Annotated in this window: 12 protein-coding genes; 3 read left to right on the forward strand and 9 right to left on the reverse strand. The window is 35.4% G+C overall.

What is annotated here, in order from left to right:
• Positions 1–53: 53 nt before the first annotated feature.
• The 3 genes from A8143_RS00495 to A8143_RS00505 are packed head-to-tail and all read left to right on the forward strand — an operon-like array spanning position 54 to position 3,917.
• Positions 54–2,411 (forward strand): choice-of-anchor B family protein, encoded by a 2,358-nt coding sequence (locus tag A8143_RS00495; protein ID WP_070136928.1) that lies wholly within the window; start codon positions 54–56, stop codon positions 2,409–2,411.
• Between the two features lie 6 nt (positions 2,412–2,417).
• Positions 2,418–2,969, forward strand: a complete 552-nt coding sequence (locus tag A8143_RS00500) for an LIC11966 family surface protein (RefSeq protein ID WP_139134223.1) — start codon at positions 2,418–2,420, stop codon at positions 2,967–2,969.
• Positions 2,970–3,917 carry a paraquat-inducible protein A gene (locus A8143_RS00505; protein ID WP_070136932.1) on the forward strand — a complete coding sequence of 316 codons (948 nt, stop codon included), beginning with the start codon at positions 2,970–2,972 and terminating at the stop codon, positions 3,915–3,917.
• Positions 3,918–3,921: 4 nt separating this feature from the next.
• On the opposite strand, the gene A8143_RS00510 is transcribed toward A8143_RS00505, so the two are convergent.
• From A8143_RS00510 to A8143_RS00550, 9 genes are all read right to left on the reverse strand, one after another.
• A complete protein-coding gene (locus tag A8143_RS00510; RefSeq protein ID WP_070136934.1) occupies positions 3,922–6,204 on the reverse strand; it encodes a glycoside hydrolase family 2 protein in 2,283 nt (760 codons plus the stop codon).
• A gap of 5 nt (positions 6,205–6,209) precedes the next feature.
• Positions 6,210–6,911 carry a copper homeostasis protein CutC gene (locus A8143_RS00515; RefSeq protein WP_070136936.1) on the reverse strand — a complete coding sequence of 234 codons (702 nt, stop codon included), beginning with the start codon at positions 6,909–6,911 and terminating at the stop codon, positions 6,210–6,212.
• Complete coding sequence (locus A8143_RS00520) at positions 6,911–9,184, reverse strand: beta-N-acetylhexosaminidase (protein WP_070136938.1); 2,274 nt, start codon at positions 9,182–9,184, stop codon at positions 6,911–6,913. Before A8143_RS00520 ends, A8143_RS00515 begins: the two co-directional genes overlap by 1 nt.
• Positions 9,178–10,176, reverse strand: coding sequence for an isoaspartyl peptidase/L-asparaginase family protein (locus A8143_RS00525; protein WP_070137387.1), 999 nt, complete (start codon positions 10,174–10,176; stop codon positions 9,178–9,180). The genes A8143_RS00520 and A8143_RS00525 overlap by 7 nt, the downstream gene beginning before the upstream one ends.
• Positions 10,177–10,199: 23 nt before the next feature.
• Complete coding sequence (locus A8143_RS00530; protein ID WP_070136940.1) at positions 10,200–11,270, reverse strand: sensor histidine kinase; 1,071 nt, start codon at positions 11,268–11,270, stop codon at positions 10,200–10,202.
• A gap of 159 nt (positions 11,271–11,429) precedes the next feature.
• The gene (locus A8143_RS00535) at positions 11,430–12,218 is read right to left on the reverse strand and encodes an AMP nucleosidase (RefSeq protein WP_070136942.1); all 789 of its coding nucleotides are present in this window, start codon (positions 12,216–12,218) and stop codon (positions 11,430–11,432) included.
• A 171-nt stretch (positions 12,219–12,389) separates the two neighbouring features.
• Entirely contained in the window at positions 12,390–13,424 is a 1,035-nt protein-coding gene (locus A8143_RS00540; protein WP_070136944.1) for an AI-2E family transporter, read from the reverse strand.
• Positions 13,425–13,428: 4 nt separating this feature from the next.
• Positions 13,429–15,528: a DNA helicase RecQ gene (recQ, locus tag A8143_RS00545; RefSeq protein ID WP_070136946.1), complete on the reverse strand. Its 2,100-nt coding sequence runs from the start codon at positions 15,526–15,528 to the stop codon at positions 13,429–13,431.
• A 70-nt stretch (positions 15,529–15,598) separates the two neighbouring features.
• Positions 15,599–18,757 carry a GEVED domain-containing protein gene (locus A8143_RS00550; protein ID WP_070136948.1) on the reverse strand — a complete coding sequence of 1,053 codons (3,159 nt, stop codon included), beginning with the start codon at positions 18,755–18,757 and terminating at the stop codon, positions 15,599–15,601.
• Between the last annotated feature and the right edge of the window lie 18 nt (positions 18,758–18,775).

Genomic DNA, 18,775 nt, shown 5'->3' on the forward strand with positions numbered 1-18,775 from the left:
TTTGATTTAGGTGTATTTTAAATTTTCGTCTTATTTTTATCAAAACTCATACTATGTTTAGGTTCTTTTTACCCGCGTTAATTTTATCTCTAAGTTTGACGGCCTTTGGTCAATTGAATATTGAAGAGGTCGGACGAATAGATATTCCATCTCTACATGAAACAGGTCTAAATGATGTATGGGGTTATGTTGATGAGTTAGGAAATGAATACGCGTTGGTGGGAGCGGAAGACGGTGTTTCAATAGTTGATGTTAGTAATCCTACCGACCCTCTTGAAGTGTTTTGGGTAGAAGGACTAAATTCTATTTGGAGAGATTTAAAAACCTACGAAGATGTACTTTATGTCACTACAGAAGCCTTGCAAGGGTTGATGATAATTGATCTTTCAGGGTTGCCAGAAGATACAGATTTACCCGTTACAATATATAATGGACCGATTGGTGATGAATGGGAGTCTGCACATAATTTATATCAAAGGGACGGTTATATTTACATATTCGGAGCTGGCAGAGATAACGGTGGAGTAATTATTTTAGACGTACATACCGATCCTTTAAATCCAACAGAAGTAGGTGTTTTTGATAATTGGTATGCACATGATGGCTACGTTCAAAACGATACTGGATATTTCGCACATATTTATGATGGTTTTTTTAGTGTTGTTGATTTGTCTGATAAATCAAGTCCCGAATTGCTAGGTACTGCTATAACTCCAACTAATTTTGCACATAATATCTGGGCTTCAGAAGATGGAGATTATGTCTTTACAACAGATGAAGTTGCGGATGGATTTATTGGCGCTTTTGATGTATCTGATCCCGAATCAATAAAAGAATTAGACCGAATACAATCTTCTCCGGGTAACGATATTGTTCCCCATAATTCACACGTAAAAGGAAATTTTTTATACACTTCTTATTATACGGACGGTTTGGTAGTGCATGATGTTTCTCGCCCACATAATCTAATTGAAGTTGCAAATTTTGATACCTCTCCATTGGATGCGCCAACTACTGAAGGGTGCTGGGGTGCTTATCCGTTTTTGCCTTCAGGTTTAATTTTGGCCACTGATCGACAAGAAGGACTTTATATTCTTGATGTAAATGAACAACAAGGAAGCTACATTGAAGGTAATATTACAGAATTTGGAACGGATATGCCGCTTAATGGAGTAGAAGTTACTATAGAGGGTACTTTAATTAATGACCGTTCAAATGTAATTGGAGATTATGCTACAGGAATAGAGGCTGAAGGAACAGTAGATGTTAATTACTTTAAAGTGCTTTATTTTCCACAAACAATTGAAGTGCCAATTGTTAATGGGGAAGTGACTGTTCAAGATGTTGTTTTAGAAAAAATACCTGAATTTGAGGTGAATGTTAAGGTGTTGGATGCTAATACGCTTATGCCGGTAGCTGGAGCAAATGTGCGATTTGAACATACTTATATTAACGCTACGGGTATTACAGATGAAAGCGGGGAGGTGAGTATTCCTTTATATTACCAAGATAATTATCAGGTTTTTTCTGGAAAATGGGGATTTACTACAAGTTGTTTTGTTGATACCATGATTACAGATGAAACAACTGAGTTAATTTTATATATAGAGGAGGGGATTTATGATGATTTCACATTTGATTATGGTTGGAGTACAGGTGGTTCTGCCGCAAGAGGTTTTTGGGAACGTGAAAAACCTGTAGGTGTTGATAATGGTGATGGGATGCTCCAAAATCCAGCAGCAGATATGCTTTCTGATTGTGGAAATATGGCTTTTATGACAGGTAATGGTACAACTGTGACAAATGTTGAAGAAGTAAATGACGGTGAAGTGTTTTTGTTATCACCAATTTTTGATTTGACAGGATACGAGAATCCTCATATTAATTATGCAGCATGGTTTTTTTGTATGCATGGGGCCACACCTAATGACACTATGGAAGTGTATGTTTTAAATGGTATAGGGGATTTTGTGCTAATTGATCAGCATTATAATGGAGGTTTGCCGATGGGCCAATGGAATGGAGTTTCAGTTGCGGTAGAGCCGTTGATCGAATTGACAGAAACAATGCAGATTTTAGTCTTGTTGAGTGATTATGTTGAATCAGAAAATGTTACTGAAGGTGGATTGGATAATTTTTCAGTTACAGAATTTTCGATGTTGAATGTTGATGATCAAAAATCGTTTAATCAAGACGTCTATATTTATCCGAATCCATTCCAGGAAACAATTCACATTCAGGGAGTCGATGATGGTCAACTTGATATTTATGACGTCAGTGGAAGAAAAATTAATTCGCTTGCAGTTCAACCTCAAATTTCGTTGACTGGATTAGATAAAGGAACTTATTTTTTTGTAGTTTCAACTAAAGAGGGACAACGGATAAAAACATTCACACAAATCAAATATTAAATGCACATGAAAAACTTTATTTTACTAGCTCTAATTGTTTCCCTATTTGCTTGCGGAGGTGCAAGTTCCGAAACCGGAGAACATAATCTTTCAGATAGTACTGTAGAGAATGGAATTGTGGAATATGAAATTGATGAAACACGGACTTCCGCAGTTGATTTTAATAATGAACTTACATTGATTCAAACTCGAGTTTACGAGCAAATAAACACATTATTCAAATCAGATTCTAGTAATGCACGTATCAATTTTGAAAATACGCTGTTTGAAGTTAACTTGAATCTAAAAGATTTAAAAAAAATTCAAATCCATCAGGGAGGAGAACGTTTTCATAAGGCGCTTGAAGAACTGTTAACTTTTTATCAAAGTGAATTGGAGAATGAATTTGAGGAAATAATAAAAATTCTAGAAATGCCTGCTTCGAATCGTTCAAAAAATGAACAAGGAAGGCTGGATGCATACGATGTTGAATTTGCAGAGGATGAACAGGAGTATTTTTCTGTCTTAAATGATGCACAAACTAAATTTGCAGAATCAAATAATTTTAAAATTCAATAAATGCGGAATTTGGCTGGCTTCTGGATTTCCACTGTATTCTATTTTTGTGGTGTCGTAGTATTTTCAGTTTCTATCACTACCGCGTTAAGTGAATATAAAGAAAAGAAAGAGGAAGTTGCTGCAACGATGAACTTTGAGAAACGTTTATTCAATGCTTGGGAATGGGTTCCGGGAAACTCAGTGGGTGAGGAAAAAGTAAAGGAATGGGGAAGGTTGGAAATGGAAGCTCGAACCTTCTATCGAAAAGCGATAAATTTTTCGTTGCTATTAGGAATACTCGTTGCGATGTATGTGATTTTCAATAACCTCATGTATCGCAAAAAAGAATCAAATTATCAAGTGTTTGGTTTAGTCATGATATTCTGTTCCATTTCATTTCTATATTTAGCAATTCAATCTCCTTTTTTAGAGGTCATGGCCTATAGTAAAGATCTCAAGTTTCAAATTCCCATTGATGTGAATTTTGATGAGATGGACTTTATTGGTGGGCTCGGTTTAGGTGAGTTTAAATATGATTATGAACAGGTCATAGAAGGTAGAACTTATTATTTATATCAAAATAAATCTGTTTTAGAATTAATCAGATTATTATACACAGGTGGTAATTTCTTGGTGGCGATTATTGTTGTCGTAGTCACTATTCTTTTCCCAGTGTATAAATTTATCTTGTCACTTTTGGTTTTATTGAGACCTTATAAAAAGAATAGTTTTAAAATTTATAGATCAATTAAAAATCTAGGGAAATGGTCAATGTTGGATGTTTTTACAACGGCCATTATATTGGCTCATTTTGCATATACTAATATGAATGAAGGTGTAGATACGGGATCTGAAACGTTAGTGGGATTGTATTATTTTTTAGTTTTTGTTGCGTTATCCATTAATTCAAGTCAATACCTCAAAAAAGCAATGTTAAAAGCTCAACCCGAATCTAACTACCTTTTGTAATCTCTCAGTTTTTCTGTTGATTTACTGGGATGTTATAAACCTTAGTATGAATTTGATTGTCGCCTTTAAATATTGACGCCTGGATACGCGTTAATTCGCCATGTTTAAAGTGTTTCTTTAAATAAGTTTTTGGAAGGTGGAAATAAAGTTCCTTCTCCTCTAATGGGTTTAATATTATTTCTGATCTATCGAGTACAGCTGAACAGTTTTTACTGCTAAATAAATCTATCACCACTTGGCAAGTATCTATCTCCTGATTATCGTTGATGAGTTGAATTGTAAGTATATCCTCTTCAATGTTAATTTTTGCGATTGTAGAGGCATAGTTGTTTCGAACAGTTTCATAACTACTTTTTGGGTTACCGTAATAATCAATTATGCTCCAAGAAGGTCCAGGCCAACAGTCATTCAGCTGCCAAAATACGGTACCCATGCAATGTGGTGTACCAAATCGATGTGCCTCAATTGCTGTTTTTAATGCATAAGATTGAATCTTCTGACTTTGCAGAATCCAGTCTGAAAAATTAGACGACGGTATCATATATCGATTAATATTTTTTTCTATTAATTCATTTCCAACATAACTTTTTTGACGATTTAATAACGTTGGTGAATTCAAATATAATTGACTGGAGTCTATCGTTTTTTTTAGGCTTTCTATATTGGGGTAGGATTGAAACCCATATTCAACCATAAATCTTCCTACATTATTTTTGTATGCTTCTAAGCTATCACGACCATGCCAAACACCCCAATAGTGCATTGTACCGTGATTGAAATTCTCTCTTGTTCCCCAATTTGAAAGTGGACTCGTAGATGTATATGGGCGTTGCGGGTCTAATTCTTTTAAAGTATTAGGAATTAGTTGATGAAAGATGCTTTTGTATGTTGAATAAATTTCTTTTTCTTGATTTTTTGTATAGTTGAATTGTTTTTGCCATCCCCAATTGTCCCATGCTACTTGAATTTCATTGTTCCCACACCATATCACAATTGAGGGATGATTTCTTAGTCGTCTAATATTGTCTTCTACTTCCCATTTAACGGTTGAAATAAAATTAGTATCGTTCGGGTACATCGAATTCGCAAACATGAAATCTTGCCAAACTAAAATTCCATAATGATCACATAAGTCGTAAAAATAATCTGATTCGTATATCCCGCCGCCCCAGACTCTCAGTAAATTTATATTGGCATTAGCTACTTGTTTAATTAAATTTTCATAACTGGCGCTATCAACCCTCGGAACAAATAAGTCTTGCGGAATGTAATTTGCACCTTTAATGAATAATGGTGTGTCATTGATTTTAAAGTAAAACGAAGTGCCAAATTCGTCCTTTTGATTAATTAACTCTACTTTTCGTAATGCAATTTTAAGCGTTGAATTGTATAGCTTCTTTTCTTGATTACGAATTTCAAAAGGAATTTTATAGCGATGTTGTTCACCACGATTGATAGGGTTCCATAATTTAACTGTATCAAATATCAATTCGTAATGGAAAGTGTTTAGACCTTTTTCAGTATACACATTAAAAGTACTGTCTTGAATTTGGACTTCTAAAGTTTGAATAGAGTCCGATAATACTTCAAAAGTAACGAGTGCTGTTGCCTCCTTTTGATGGATAGAAGTTTGATAGCTGTAATCAATAAACCTTACATCATCCCAAAACTCGATTAAACAGGGTTTCCAAATTCCCATGCTGACAAATCGCGGACCCCAATCCCAGCCAAAATGATAAGCTGCTTTTCTTGTGTATGGAGAAACTTTTACAGCTACATTTTCATTTGCAGAAGGCAACTGAAATGCTGCATTCTCTATTGTGGTCTTATGCTTATTAACGGGAGATTGAAATAGTATTTCTATCTTGTTTTCTCCTAGATTGAGATAGGGTTTGATGTCAAACCTCCACCTGCGGAACATGTTATCTGTACTGTCTATTGTATAATCGTTTATTCGAATTATGGCGTAGGTATCTAATCCTCCAAATACAAGATCAATGTGTTGCCGTGAGAATTGTTCTTGATTAATTGTGAACGATTTACGATAAATCCAGTTTTCATTTTCAATCCAAGATAATTTTTGCTCATTCAGTCCTTCGTAGGGAGGCTCAATTTGTTTGTTAGCAAGTAAATCAAGATGAACGAGTCCAGGGACTTTTGCTGGTTTCCAGTTCAATTTTTTTTCATTAGCAAATTCCCATTCTCCCGTTAAATTAATTGATGATTGACCATTCAGATAAGAACTTGTAAATCCTAATAGAAGCGTTATTAATTTTAACCAATTCATACTTCCTATTTAGATATTTGGTCATGAATTGATTTAATTTTTTCTTCATTTACGCTATATTTTGGCCCCATATCAAGGTCGAAAAGTTCATTTACATTTTTTTTCGCAGTAAAATGAAGAGCGTGGAGTTCACTTTCTTTAAACTTGAGACAGTTTTTAGCATTGATTCCACTTCCAGCCATGATTTCTATCCTATTCTTGGATGCTATTTTCATGGTACGCAATAAATCTATACCTTCCATGGCGGTTTTTTCTCTACCAGAACTAAGAATACGGTTAAAACCAAGGTTGATTATATCTTCCATAGCTTGAATAGGTGCTTCGCATAAATCAATTGCGCGATGAAAAGTGGTACCTAATCCTATATTTAATGCTTCTTCAATTAAAAATAGGTTCTTTTTAATATCAATCTTATTCGCCTCGTTCAATACGCCAAAAACTACACCTTGTGCCCCCATTTCTTTTGCGATCTTAATGTCATTTCGCATAATAAATATTTCATCATCTGTATATGAAAACCCGCCAGCACTTGGTCGAATCATAACATAAACGTCGGCAGTTGAGTTTTCAACAACAGCTTTAATTAAGCCAGCACTAGGTGTTAGGCCGCCTTCGCTTAACGCAGCACATAATTCAACTCTCTTAACGTTGTACTTAGATGCAATTTTTGCACCTTCAACAGAGTCTATACAAATCTCTAAATCCATTAATTCACTATAATTTCATCTATAAACAACCAAGTTGGTTGACCGGCAGCCTCGTGTCCTGCAGGGATTTGGTCTAAGCCTTCAGCCCTTATTTTAATATATTTTGAATTAGAAGCTTTAACTGATTGGTCAATTGGGAAGCTGAACGATTTTATACTTTTTGCATTACTTAAATCGATATTTGAGTTAAAAATTGGTGATAAAGAATGCCAATTTTTTTTATCCTCACTAAGATCGACAGATACCTTTTGCGGGAAAAAGATCCATGAGTTTGCATATTGATAAAAGTTCATGCTTACTTTTTTGATAGCTTTGATATCTTTTATTTCAAGTATTATTTCCACGTTTTGGTCCCAAAATCCTTGCCATGCACCGTCTCGAAAATCTAAACTACCAATTTTACCGTCGGTTAATGCTCGATCTCGATTTGCTGCGTACGCCTCATGATAATTACATTGATAGTTTACTTTGGTGTTTAGTGCTTGATGGTGTTGGTAGGTTTGAATCAATTCATCTCCATATGGAAGGTTCCCTTTAAATGCTTGTACATGCAGCTCACCCGATCTAAATGGAATAGGAGATATGTAGTTTTGGAAAATAGTTGAATCATTTTTCCAAAAGTATTTTAAGCTTAAATCCTCCAAGTTTTTATTTAACGCGATGAAAATATTATCTGAATTGAATATCTCACTTAAAAGAGCTCCAGTAGTCTCTGGTCCGTAATTAATTTTCATTTCATCCAAAATGGGATAGTGCTGTTGAAGACGAAGGTAAAACTCCTCAAATTTTCTGTTTTTAGGATAGGTCCAAAGTACTTCAGCAAGTCCTATCATTCTCGGGAATACTTTACGATCTAATTCTTTTTCATTCTCGACATGTTCGGTCCACATATTACATTCGCCTCCGATTATATTTGATTTTGCTTTTTCAGTTAAATTCGCAGGAATAGGGTCGAAAGAATATATTTTTTTAAGGTCAATTGATTTTAAATCATAATCGAGGTAACAATGACTTGTTGGAGACATAATTGCCTTATGTCCGCTTTCAGCTGCTATTTTTCCTCCGTCCATACCGCGCCATGATTGAACAGTTGCGTTTTGTGAAAGTCCTCCTTCAAGTATCTCGTCCCAACCAATTAACTTTCTATTGTTTATGGCTAAAATTTTCTCAATCCTTTTAATAAAATAAGATTGTAATTCATGCTCGTCTTTCAAGCCTTCTTCCTTCATTTTATGTTGACATTTACTACAATGTTTCCATCGGTATTTGGGAGCTTCATCACCTCCAATATGAATGTATTCAGATGGAAAAATTTCCATCACTTCGTTCAAAATATCTTCAATAAAAAGATAGGTGCTATCGTTTCCTGCACAATAAATTTCTTTAAAAACTCCCCAGTCATTTACGACTTCAATTGGTCCTCCTGTACATGAGTATTGTGGATAAGCTGCAAGCGCTGCTTGAGCATGCCCCGGCATTTCAATTTCTGGAATAATAGTAATGTGTCTTTGTTCGGCGTATTGAACAATTTCGATGAGCTCGTCTTTTGAATAATAACCACCATATTTGTTGTTGTGGGAATCTAAACGCCAAGCACCTATCTCCGTGAGTTTTGGATATTTGTCGATTGGAATGCGCCAACCTTGGTCTTCAGTTAAGTGAAGATGAAGAACATTCATTTTATAGAAGGCCAAAACATCGATGTATTTCTTGATGACATCCTTATCATAAAAATGCCTGCAAACATCTAGCAATAGTCCTCTATGGTTAAATTGAGGATAATCTTTAATGGTTAAACAAGGTAAAAACCATTGTTTTCTTTTTTGTTTCTTGTGAAAATCATTGACAAATAATTGATATAACGTTTGAATTCCGTGCTGTAGTCCCTGGTTTGTGTACGCAGATAAAGTAATTCCTTGTTCAGTAATTGTTAATTCATAATACTCTGGATTAGCAGGCTTTTTATCAGTTGATGATAGCTTTTTTAAACAGAGGAAATTATTCGCATCACATTCTTTGTTGGATACTTTGAGTGGTTGGGTTAAACGTTCTGATATTGTGTTTTTTAAATCGTAAAGTTTTGTTTTGAAAACAGGTGCTGTATGAAGTGTGGTATTAGCATTTAATTCGAAAAATTGCCTTGAAACTTCAAGCTCTTGTGGATAAGGAATTAATGGTAATTTATCTACATCAATTAATTCAACTGAATCTTTATTATTCGAACAGCTTAATAAGAAATTAAAAAACAGAATGAAAGAGAAAAACCTTACCATTCCAACGTATAATTCGCATCAATCAAAAGGTCATTTTTATGATCTTTTAATGCCATATTAAAACCAGCGTATACACTCGAGGAGCCGTAATTTCCATATTTGTCAAGAGCTAAAAATCCAACTTGAAGATTGTCAAGGTTTTGATGTTTGTCCATGATGCGTTTAACGGCTTCTTCACAAGCCTCTTGCGGAGATTTCCCTTGTCGCATTAATTCAACAACAATTGCAGATCCAGCTACCCTTACAACGGCTTCACCAACTCCTGTTGCACAGGCTGCACCGACTTCATTATCAACAAAAAGTCCAGCACCAATGATTGGGGAATCGCCAATACGACCGTTTAATTTATAGGCCATACCACTTGTTGTACATGCCCCAGCTAAATTTCCTTCCTCATCTAAAGCAAGCATGCCAATTGTATCATGATTTTCACTGTTTATCACAGGTTGATATTCTGAATCTTTAAGCCAGTTTTTCCACGCTTCCTTTGCTTTGTCCGTAAGTAAATTCGTTTTTACAAACCCTTTTTCAAGGGCGAAAGTTAAAGCACCCTCTCCAGCAAGCATAACATGAGGAGTTTCTTCCATCACTTTACGAGCAACAGAAATGGGGTTCTCTATATGCTCTAGAAAAGCTACGGCTCCACAATTTGATTCATGATTCATAATACAGGCGTCAAGGGTTACTCTACCGTCCCTATCTGGAAGTCCTCCTAAACCGACGCTCATGTTTTCAGGATCAGATTCTGTCACACGTACACCTTTTTCAACTGCATCTAATGAAGAACCTCCGTTTTTTAAGATATCCCAAGCAGCCTTATTGGCTGCTTGTCCATGATTCCACGTAGAAATAACAATAGGCTTATTTTTACTCGGAGTGGGAGTTGCTCGTTCATAATTATCGTTATTTTGACTTGACGAACAACTTTGTGCGGTAATTAAAGATAAAGATCCTACAGTTCCAAGTTTAATAAATTGTCTTCTCGATTTCATTAGAGCTAAAATAAGTTTATTTATCAATCGATAAAAGTTAATTCAAAAGTATAATGCGAACCAGTGTCATTTGATTCAAAGTTTTTAGTTCCATTTAATTGGTCGGTGAAAACTTCAATTAATTCCATTCCGAACCCCACATCGTTTGCTGAATTTTTCCATTCACCATTATCGCTGTATTCAATATTAAAGCCTTTTTCCGTTTTATAAATTTGTATATTGATTAGGCCATTCTCTTTTTCTTTAAAAGCATATTTAAACGAATTTGAAATCAATTCATTTAATAGAAGTCCAGCTGGAACCATGGTCTTTAAGTCCATGCTTTTCAAACAACAATTTAGTTCGACATCAATTGCTTTATGACCGCTATAAGCAGTTTTTAAATCTTCAATCAGTTCATTCAAGTAATTTTCAATGTTTATGTTTTCAAAGTCATTTTGGCGATATAATTTTTGGTGAATTGAGGACATTACTTGAATTCGGTTTATAGCCTCTTGAAACTGAGATTTAGACTCACTTTTTTCAAGTTCATCTTTTTGCAAGCGGAGAAGACTAACGATGATCTGTAAATTGTTTTTAACCCTATGATGAATTTCTTTAAGTAAAATAATATTTTGATCGTTTTTAGCCTGAACAGTTGAGTGTTGCTTTAACAATTCTTGATGAGAATTATCAAAAGCTTTTTCCCAAACCAATTGAAATTTTTGATAAACATAAAGTAAATAGGCTAAAATGGATAAACACAATGTTATCTCGATGAAGAAATTTATTAATTGTTTTTGAGTGGCAGGCTGGATAATAAGGATGTGCTCATTATAGTGATAGAAAACAAAATATCCAAGGCCAATAATATTTAAGAAAATAAGGCCAAGTCCAAAGTATTGTTTACCACCCCAGAAGCCAACAAAACAGCAAATTATGATCCAAATAAAATCGACATAGTGATTCGTTTCAGGAATAGTCCAGCAAGATAACTGGGTGACAAAGCATCCAGCAAATGCATAGAACATAAATACAAGTTTTGATCTTTTAGTAAAATAGAGATAAACCATGCCTAAAACAACACAACCTACTGTGAGCAGATATGATGTCATAGAGTTAACTTCGTTTTGAATAAAAATAATCTTAAGCAAAAAAACAATTAATACAACGACAGAGCTTTGCCAAGCTAATTTTAATAGTGCTTTTTCACGATAAGATGTAGGAGAAAGATTTGATTCAGAGGAGTTCTGCACTGGCTTTGAAAGTTGGTTTTAATTATCTTCGGAATAAGGAAATCTTAAGTGACGGACTGAGGTTCCGTTGTTCTTAATTTCAAGCAATGATTTTACGCCTATTTCGATGTGTTCTTTTACGAAATTTCGTGATACGGCTGCATCACTTTTACTCGTTTTTACACCTTCAGCAATCATTGGTTGGTCGGAAACAAGAAGGAGTGCACCTGTTGGAATTTTGTTTGAAAATCCTGTAATAAAAAGGGTAGCCGTTTCCATATCTATGGCCATTGCACGTGTTTTCCTGAGATAATCTTTAAATTCTTGATCATGCTCCCATACTCTTCGGTTTGTCGTATAAACGGTACCCGTCCAATAATCCCTTTTAAATTCTCGTATTGTAGTGGATACAGCTCTTTGAAGAGTGAACGCAGGGAGAGCGGGTATTTCGGGTGGAAAATAATCATTTGATGTTCCTTCTCCACGAATTGCAGCAATTGGTAAAATTAAATCTCCAATTGCCGTTTTCTTCTTGAGTCCCCCGCATTTTCCTAAAAATAAACAAGCTTTTGGAGAAACGGCGCTAAGCAAATCCATTATTGTAGCTGCATTTGCACTTCCCATGCTAAAATTGATAAACGTTATTCCATTCGCTGTCGCATTTGGCATTGCTTTATCTAATCCTGCAATTGGAACATTATTCATTTCTGCGAATATTTCAACATACTTATTGAAATTAGTTAGTAAAATATAGTCACCAAAATCACTTAGTTTAGTCCCTGTGTAACGCGTTAACCAGTCTTTTACAATTTCTTCTTTCGTATTCATATTTGCGGAATTGAGATGATTAAATCTAAGGAAAAATTAGTTGAATATCGAATAAAATCAATAGGAAATCCCACAGTTTGCTATTAAGCGTTTGTTGAGATTTTTCAAATTAAATATAAAAGAATTAAAAATCAGATGTTTACATTTGGGTGTTGTCCATGGTAGTAAAAACTAAGGATTTAAATCTCCCTTTTCTGAAAGCAAAATGGCTACTTTACGAGTCGAATCAAATTGTTCAAACAATATTACAAGTATAACGGTTATGGGAACACTCAAAACCATGCCGGTTATTCCCCATATGGCTCCCCAAAGACTTAATGCAAGTATTACAACCAGAGCGCTAACATTTAGAGAGTTCCCCATTATTTTAGGTTCAACAATATTTCCTATGATAACTTGAATTGTTCCAACACAAACAAGGACAAGAATGGCATCGTTTATACTACCAAATTGTAACAATGCCATGAGCGCGGGGAAGATTGTACCAATCAATGATCCAATTGTTGGGATAAAATTTAAAACGAAAATTAGAAATGCCCAGAAAAGAGCGGAATCGACTCCTATAATAAGAAGAACTATGTAGCTAAAAGTACCGGTTAAAATACTGACAAAGGTTTTTAAGGCGATATAACGACTAATCGAATTACCGATTTTATTTAGTGTATTTTCTAATTCAAGACGATGGGCTTGGTTTTTGGATAGGGTTAAGATTTTTTTATTAAATATCGATTCTTCAAGGAGAATAAAAATTAAATATAATGCGATCATAAAGGTACTTCCAAACAACTCGGAAAAAGAAGCTAATAATGAAGATATATGGTCGGTAAGGTTCAAATTCCCCGCTTTGTCTGAAATATATTGTTGCAAGTCAATGTGGTATTTTCGACTGAATTGCTCGTTAAATGCATTGAGGTTTTTTTCGTAGAGCGGCAAGTTAACTTTTAAATCTTGTATGTTGGCGACTAAAACATCTACCATGAATCCTAAAAACACAAATAGAACAATGACTGAGATGATATTAAGTAACCATTTCGGAATTTTTGCGCCAATAAAGGGAATTTTATAGCCTATTTGCCTGATTTCTTTGATTAAAAACCATATCAGGATAGCTAGTATGAGTGGGATAAAGATGTTTTTACCAATAATAAGGATAAATACTATCGAAATTAAAATAATGAATAATGCCGCAACTCTTTTTAGGTCCATATAATTATTGGTATTTAGAGAGAATAGTTAATGCTATTCCTATTTTTTGATAATCAATGCTGCCGTTTAACGCTTCAAATATAGGTTTTAATTGATTCGTATTTTTTAATTTTTTCCGAATTTGTTTAATGGTATTTACTTCATATTCAGTAACAAATTGATTCAAATTTATTGGATAGTTATCCTCATAAAGTTTACATAAATGTCCGACAATAGTCGTGGTTGAAAACCCTCTTTCTTCTGCAATTGCTTCTATTGACAAGCCTTTTTCGTATAGCTCTAATGTAATTAATGTCGTATGTTTTTTAGTTGAGTTTGAGCTGGGTTTTGCCGCTTGAATTAGTTTAATCAACTCATTACCAAAGCGCTCTACTTTTACTTTTCCCATACCTTGTATTGCAAGCAATTCTTCTTTGTTTTTTGGTTGATGAGAAACAAGTTCTTGAAGGGTTGCATCATTAAAAATAACATAGGCAGGAACGCGATTTGTTTTCGCTAATTCTAACCTAAATTCTTTAATTTTCTGACTTAATCCACTCGCTTTTATCGTTTTATTTTGTGATTTTTTCGAGGTTTTAATTTCTTTCTTCTCAATGTAATCAGAAAGTTCTACGTTTTTGGAGTTAAAAAGAACTGCTTTTCCGGCCTCCGTAACTTTAAGTTTGAGGTGATCAGTATAAGCAATCTCAATGTATCCTAAATTTATTATTTGATTGATGAAATGTTGCCATGCCCTAAAAGAATATTGTTTCCCTACACCATATGTTTTAATACGATGATAACCCTTATCCATTAAATCCATAGTTTGTGCTCCCCTGAGGATATTAATCAGTAAATTCGCACCGACCTGTTCCTTGGTTCTAATTATTCCTGAAAGTGCCATTTGACAAATTGTAGTTCCATCAATAAACGCTGGAGGGTTATTACATATATCACAATTCTCGCAAGGCTCTTCTCTATATTCACCAAAATAGGAGAGGAGTATGTTTCTTCTGCAGGAAGTAGCTTCTGCATAGTTTAACATTCTTCGAATTTTTTCGTGATATGTTTCCTTGAAATCCGAATCATCCACAAAATCATTCAACATTTTGACATCCCGGTAATTATAATATAGTATTGTGTCTGAAGGTAAGCCGTCTCGACCGGCACGGCCAATTTCTTGATAATACCCTTCAATATTTTTAGGAAGATTATTGTGGATAATCCAGCGAACATTAGGTTTGTCGATTCCCATTCCGAATGCAATAGTGGCACAGATAACTTGAAAATTATCATTTATAAAACCGTCTTGAATGGCTTCACGACTTGCAGTATCCATACCTGCGTGATAATGTCGAGCATTTATGCCGTTAGAATTTAATAGTGCACTCCACGATTCTGTTTCTTTCCGAGATAAACAATAAATAATTCCACAATCATCAGGTCGATTTAAAATAAAAGTTAGTATTTCTTTTTCCTTTTGCTTTTTAGGAATTTGAGCTCGAACGGCTAAACTTAAATTTTTTCGATTGAACGATGATAGGAATAGTTGGGGTTGGTTTAGACCTAATTGTTTAGAAATATCCTCACGTGTAACTTTATCCGCAGTCGCAGTTAAGGCCATAAATGGAACATTGCTAAAACGTTTTCGAATCGCTTGCAATTGTGCATATTCCGGTCTAAAATCATGTCCCCACATGGATACACAATGAGCCTCGTCTATGGCAACCATTGAAATTGGTAGGTCCTTTAACCACGCGTTAAAAGCATGAATAAGGGTTTCTGGAGCGATGTAAAGCAATTTTATCTTTCCCTTTATGCAATCTTCTATTATAATTCTTTTTTCATAATCCGACTGGGTACTATTGAAGTAGGCCGCATTAATACCATTTGATTTAAGGGCTTCAACTTGATCTCTCATTAAGGATATCAACGGAGATATAACAAGTGTTAGCTTATCGAAGATTAGTGCGGGGATTTGAAAACAAACAGATTTACCGCCTCCGGTAGGCATTATAACGACACTATCTTGCCCGCTAATTGCATGTTCAATAACTTCTGCCTGCATCGGTCGAAAGGAATCGTACCCATACACCTCTTTCAAAATTTCATTCGGTCCTCTCATACTAAAACAAAGTTAAAAAAAAGAGGTAAGCGTCATACTTACCTCTTGAAATTCTGAATGAAGAAATTATCTATTTTACCCAAATTTTTTCAATTTTACTATTGTTTTTATCGCTAACATGCAGAAGATAATACCCAGTGGCCACGTTTTTTAAATCTATTGTTATTAGTGTTTTATTTTCGGATGGGCTTAGGTATTCTTGATGAACAAGTTGCCCAGCTGCATTATGTACATTAACCGTGATCGATTCATCAGAGCCTACGACAAGATATTCAAAATAATTACCGTTGTTCACTTGTTGTTCAATACCAAAAGGAATATTCTTAATGATATTTGCAAAATTCTTTATGGCGATGTAATTATTCTTTATTTCTAATCCGTCTCCTATGTCATTAGCTGCATACAATTGAATGGTATATGTTCCAATATCGTTAAATGAAACTACAGGATTTTGACTTGAGTTACTAGTTCCATCAGCATAGACCCAACCTGTGGCAGGTGTTATTGTCCAATTCCATTCATTTGGATCATTGGTAGACAAGTCGGTAAATGCAATATTTGTAGTGGGAGGAGCAACAAGGATATCGGCGCTAAAGTCTACATCAGGTCCTTCTTCAAATCCACCAGGAATTATATTAACTTTATAATCTTCAGTTTCGCCATACGTCATATCTTCGCATGGGTCATCCACGCCGCTTACATTATCACTGGCTTTTGCCCGTAATAAGTGTTCACCAAGAATCGCATCTTCAGGGATACTTAACATTAAGGTTGCCCCAAAATCAAATGTTTCACCTTCAATAACCTTCTCGTCTTCTTCAAATACAAAATTGTCATTAAAGTCAATCCAAATTGTTGCATACTGAGTTTCCCAGTCTGATGCGATATACAATTCATGATCATCGCCTCTTGATAAGTCCGTCATTAAATGGGTATAATCACCATATCCATCTTCTGAGCATCCTGAAGGGTTGTCAATTGATCCTAACTGAAATTCAACAAAACCATCACCGTAACCACAATACGCTTCAGGTGCACAAAATAAGTTCTCAATTGTTGTAACGGTGGTATCATTCAATAAATCACCGTCTTCAGCTAGCGCAGTATAACTTACAATAACGTGTTCCCCAGTCATTGAAAAATCTCCCGTGGTTGTAAACTCATAGGTAATGATTTCCCCTGGTGCAATTGAGGCATCAACAGTTTCTTCCACAGGTAATTCTTCATTTAAAATATAACCTACTGTAAAGCCAGTTTGAGATTCTGCTCCGAAGTTCTCGATTGAGATTTGTATTGTTTCATCCATTAAACCAGTTCCAGTGGTCGGAGAGTTTATAGCAATCACGCCTAAATCATTGGAAAACTGATGTGTTATCGTTGTTTTTAGGGTGTCGTTACCGTTGAATTCATCAGTATCCAAGTCAGTCCAAATATTGATGTCGTATGTCCCTTCTTCGGATAAATCTGCGAGTGTAGAAAAACTAAAACTTGTTGATTCACCAGCAATCAATGGTCCTGATTCATAAGTTTCTGTAATTATAGCACCATCATTAATTTGGTAGCTAATGGCAAAATCATTTTCATCTGATAGTCCAAAATTGGTTACATTAACCTCAATTTCTTCACTGTCTGTCAAAGTTCCATCTTCGGGTGATAAAAGTGCTGTAATTCCAACATCATGAAGGTAGTCACTCGCTAGTTTGAATGAAAAAATTCGCGTTTTTCTACCGGAAGACAAATATTCACCAGTGTACCAAAATGTTTGATCATCGGTCGGATCAACAGCCATATGGGCATAATCCCCGAATCGGTTAATTCCTGTTTGAATTGATGTACCAGCGACTGCTTCAACTTCTTCAATTGTCATTTCTCCAAGCGGGTCACCAGCATAACGGCCAGTATAAAACAATGAAGCATAAACTTCAGAACCTGCTTTAGAGTATGCTAGACCAATATTTCCTTGATTATCCATTGAAATACTGCCTAACCATCTGTTTTGGTCGTCAGGAGCATAAGTACTTTCTTGGTGAATTTCCCATGTTCCATCAATCTCGCGAAGCTCATACCATCGAATTCCTGCATGATTAGTCATATCAACATCTACGGTATGGTTTAACATGATTGTATTATGAGAACCCCATTCTGTGTATTGTGCGCGGTACATAAATGCGCCAGGAATACCATCAAGTTTCGCACTTGTGCCTGGTTGTTCAATATCGTTCCAAGAAGCATCAAATTGAGAATCGAACGGAGTGGTTAAAAGTGTTTGTACAAGTTCGATATTCGATGTCTCAGGAGCTTCCCAGTTAGTTTCAATTTCCCAAATTTTAATTGCATCATCAGGAATTCCCATCCAAGCATCGTCTTGAAAATAAAAAAGATTTAAATTTTTATCTTCAGAAGGCATTTCGAAATCTGCGTGAGCTGGTAAAACACTATGGAAACCACCTGTTTCGGTTCCTGCCCCTGTTCCCAAGTCAGGTATATCAAAAGCAATCATAGCGGCGGTAGGGTCACCAACAATCATTTTATCTCTTTCAAAAACAAAGCAATCGGATCCGGATTTATTTGCTGTCACGTAATATCCATCATGCCATAACCCATATTTTGGATAATCAGGAAAAGAGGCCATATCGAACGTGTACAACCAATACGCTCCTAATGGGTCAGGTGTCTGTGAAATGGCTACAGCTAGTTGGTTTCCTACACCAAAGGCGCTTAACATCCATTTATCAGCAAAACGGTCGTACATAACAATTGGGTCACCAGCATCAGAACCTACGATAGATGCAAGTGAGTTTGGGCCTGCTAAGATGTCTCCCTCTTTATTGTAAATGATATACTCTGAATTAATCATCTGAACGTAATGGTCGGGACCTGCTGCTCCAGAAGGATCAGGAGGATATGCTCCGTGATCATTACCTTCCCAATTCTGTAGCGGTGATTTTCCGGATAGTTTCCCTGGTTTTCGTTGCCACAGAGGATCTACGCCATGTGGATAAGCTTCTGAATTAGTGTATTTCTGTCGTCGAAAATTGTTGTGAACGACAGGTTCTTTCTTTTCATTGCGATAAGCTAGTGTATTTTCCAAAGACCGTAACTCTGGAGTGACTGTCATTGAAATACATTTTGAAGTGAATTTAAAAGATTCGTTCTTGTTTGTCTGTTGCGCTATTGAAAGAGGGGTAATAAACGCCAAAGTTAAAAATGTAAGTAAAGTTTTTTTCATGGATATGGTTTTATCCAA

Origin of the sequence: Crocinitomix algicola, assembly GCF_001661595.2 — a bacterium.
In the GTDB taxonomy this organism is placed as follows: Bacteria; Bacteroidota; Bacteroidia; order Flavobacteriales_D; family Crocinitomicaceae; genus Crocinitomix; species Crocinitomix algicola.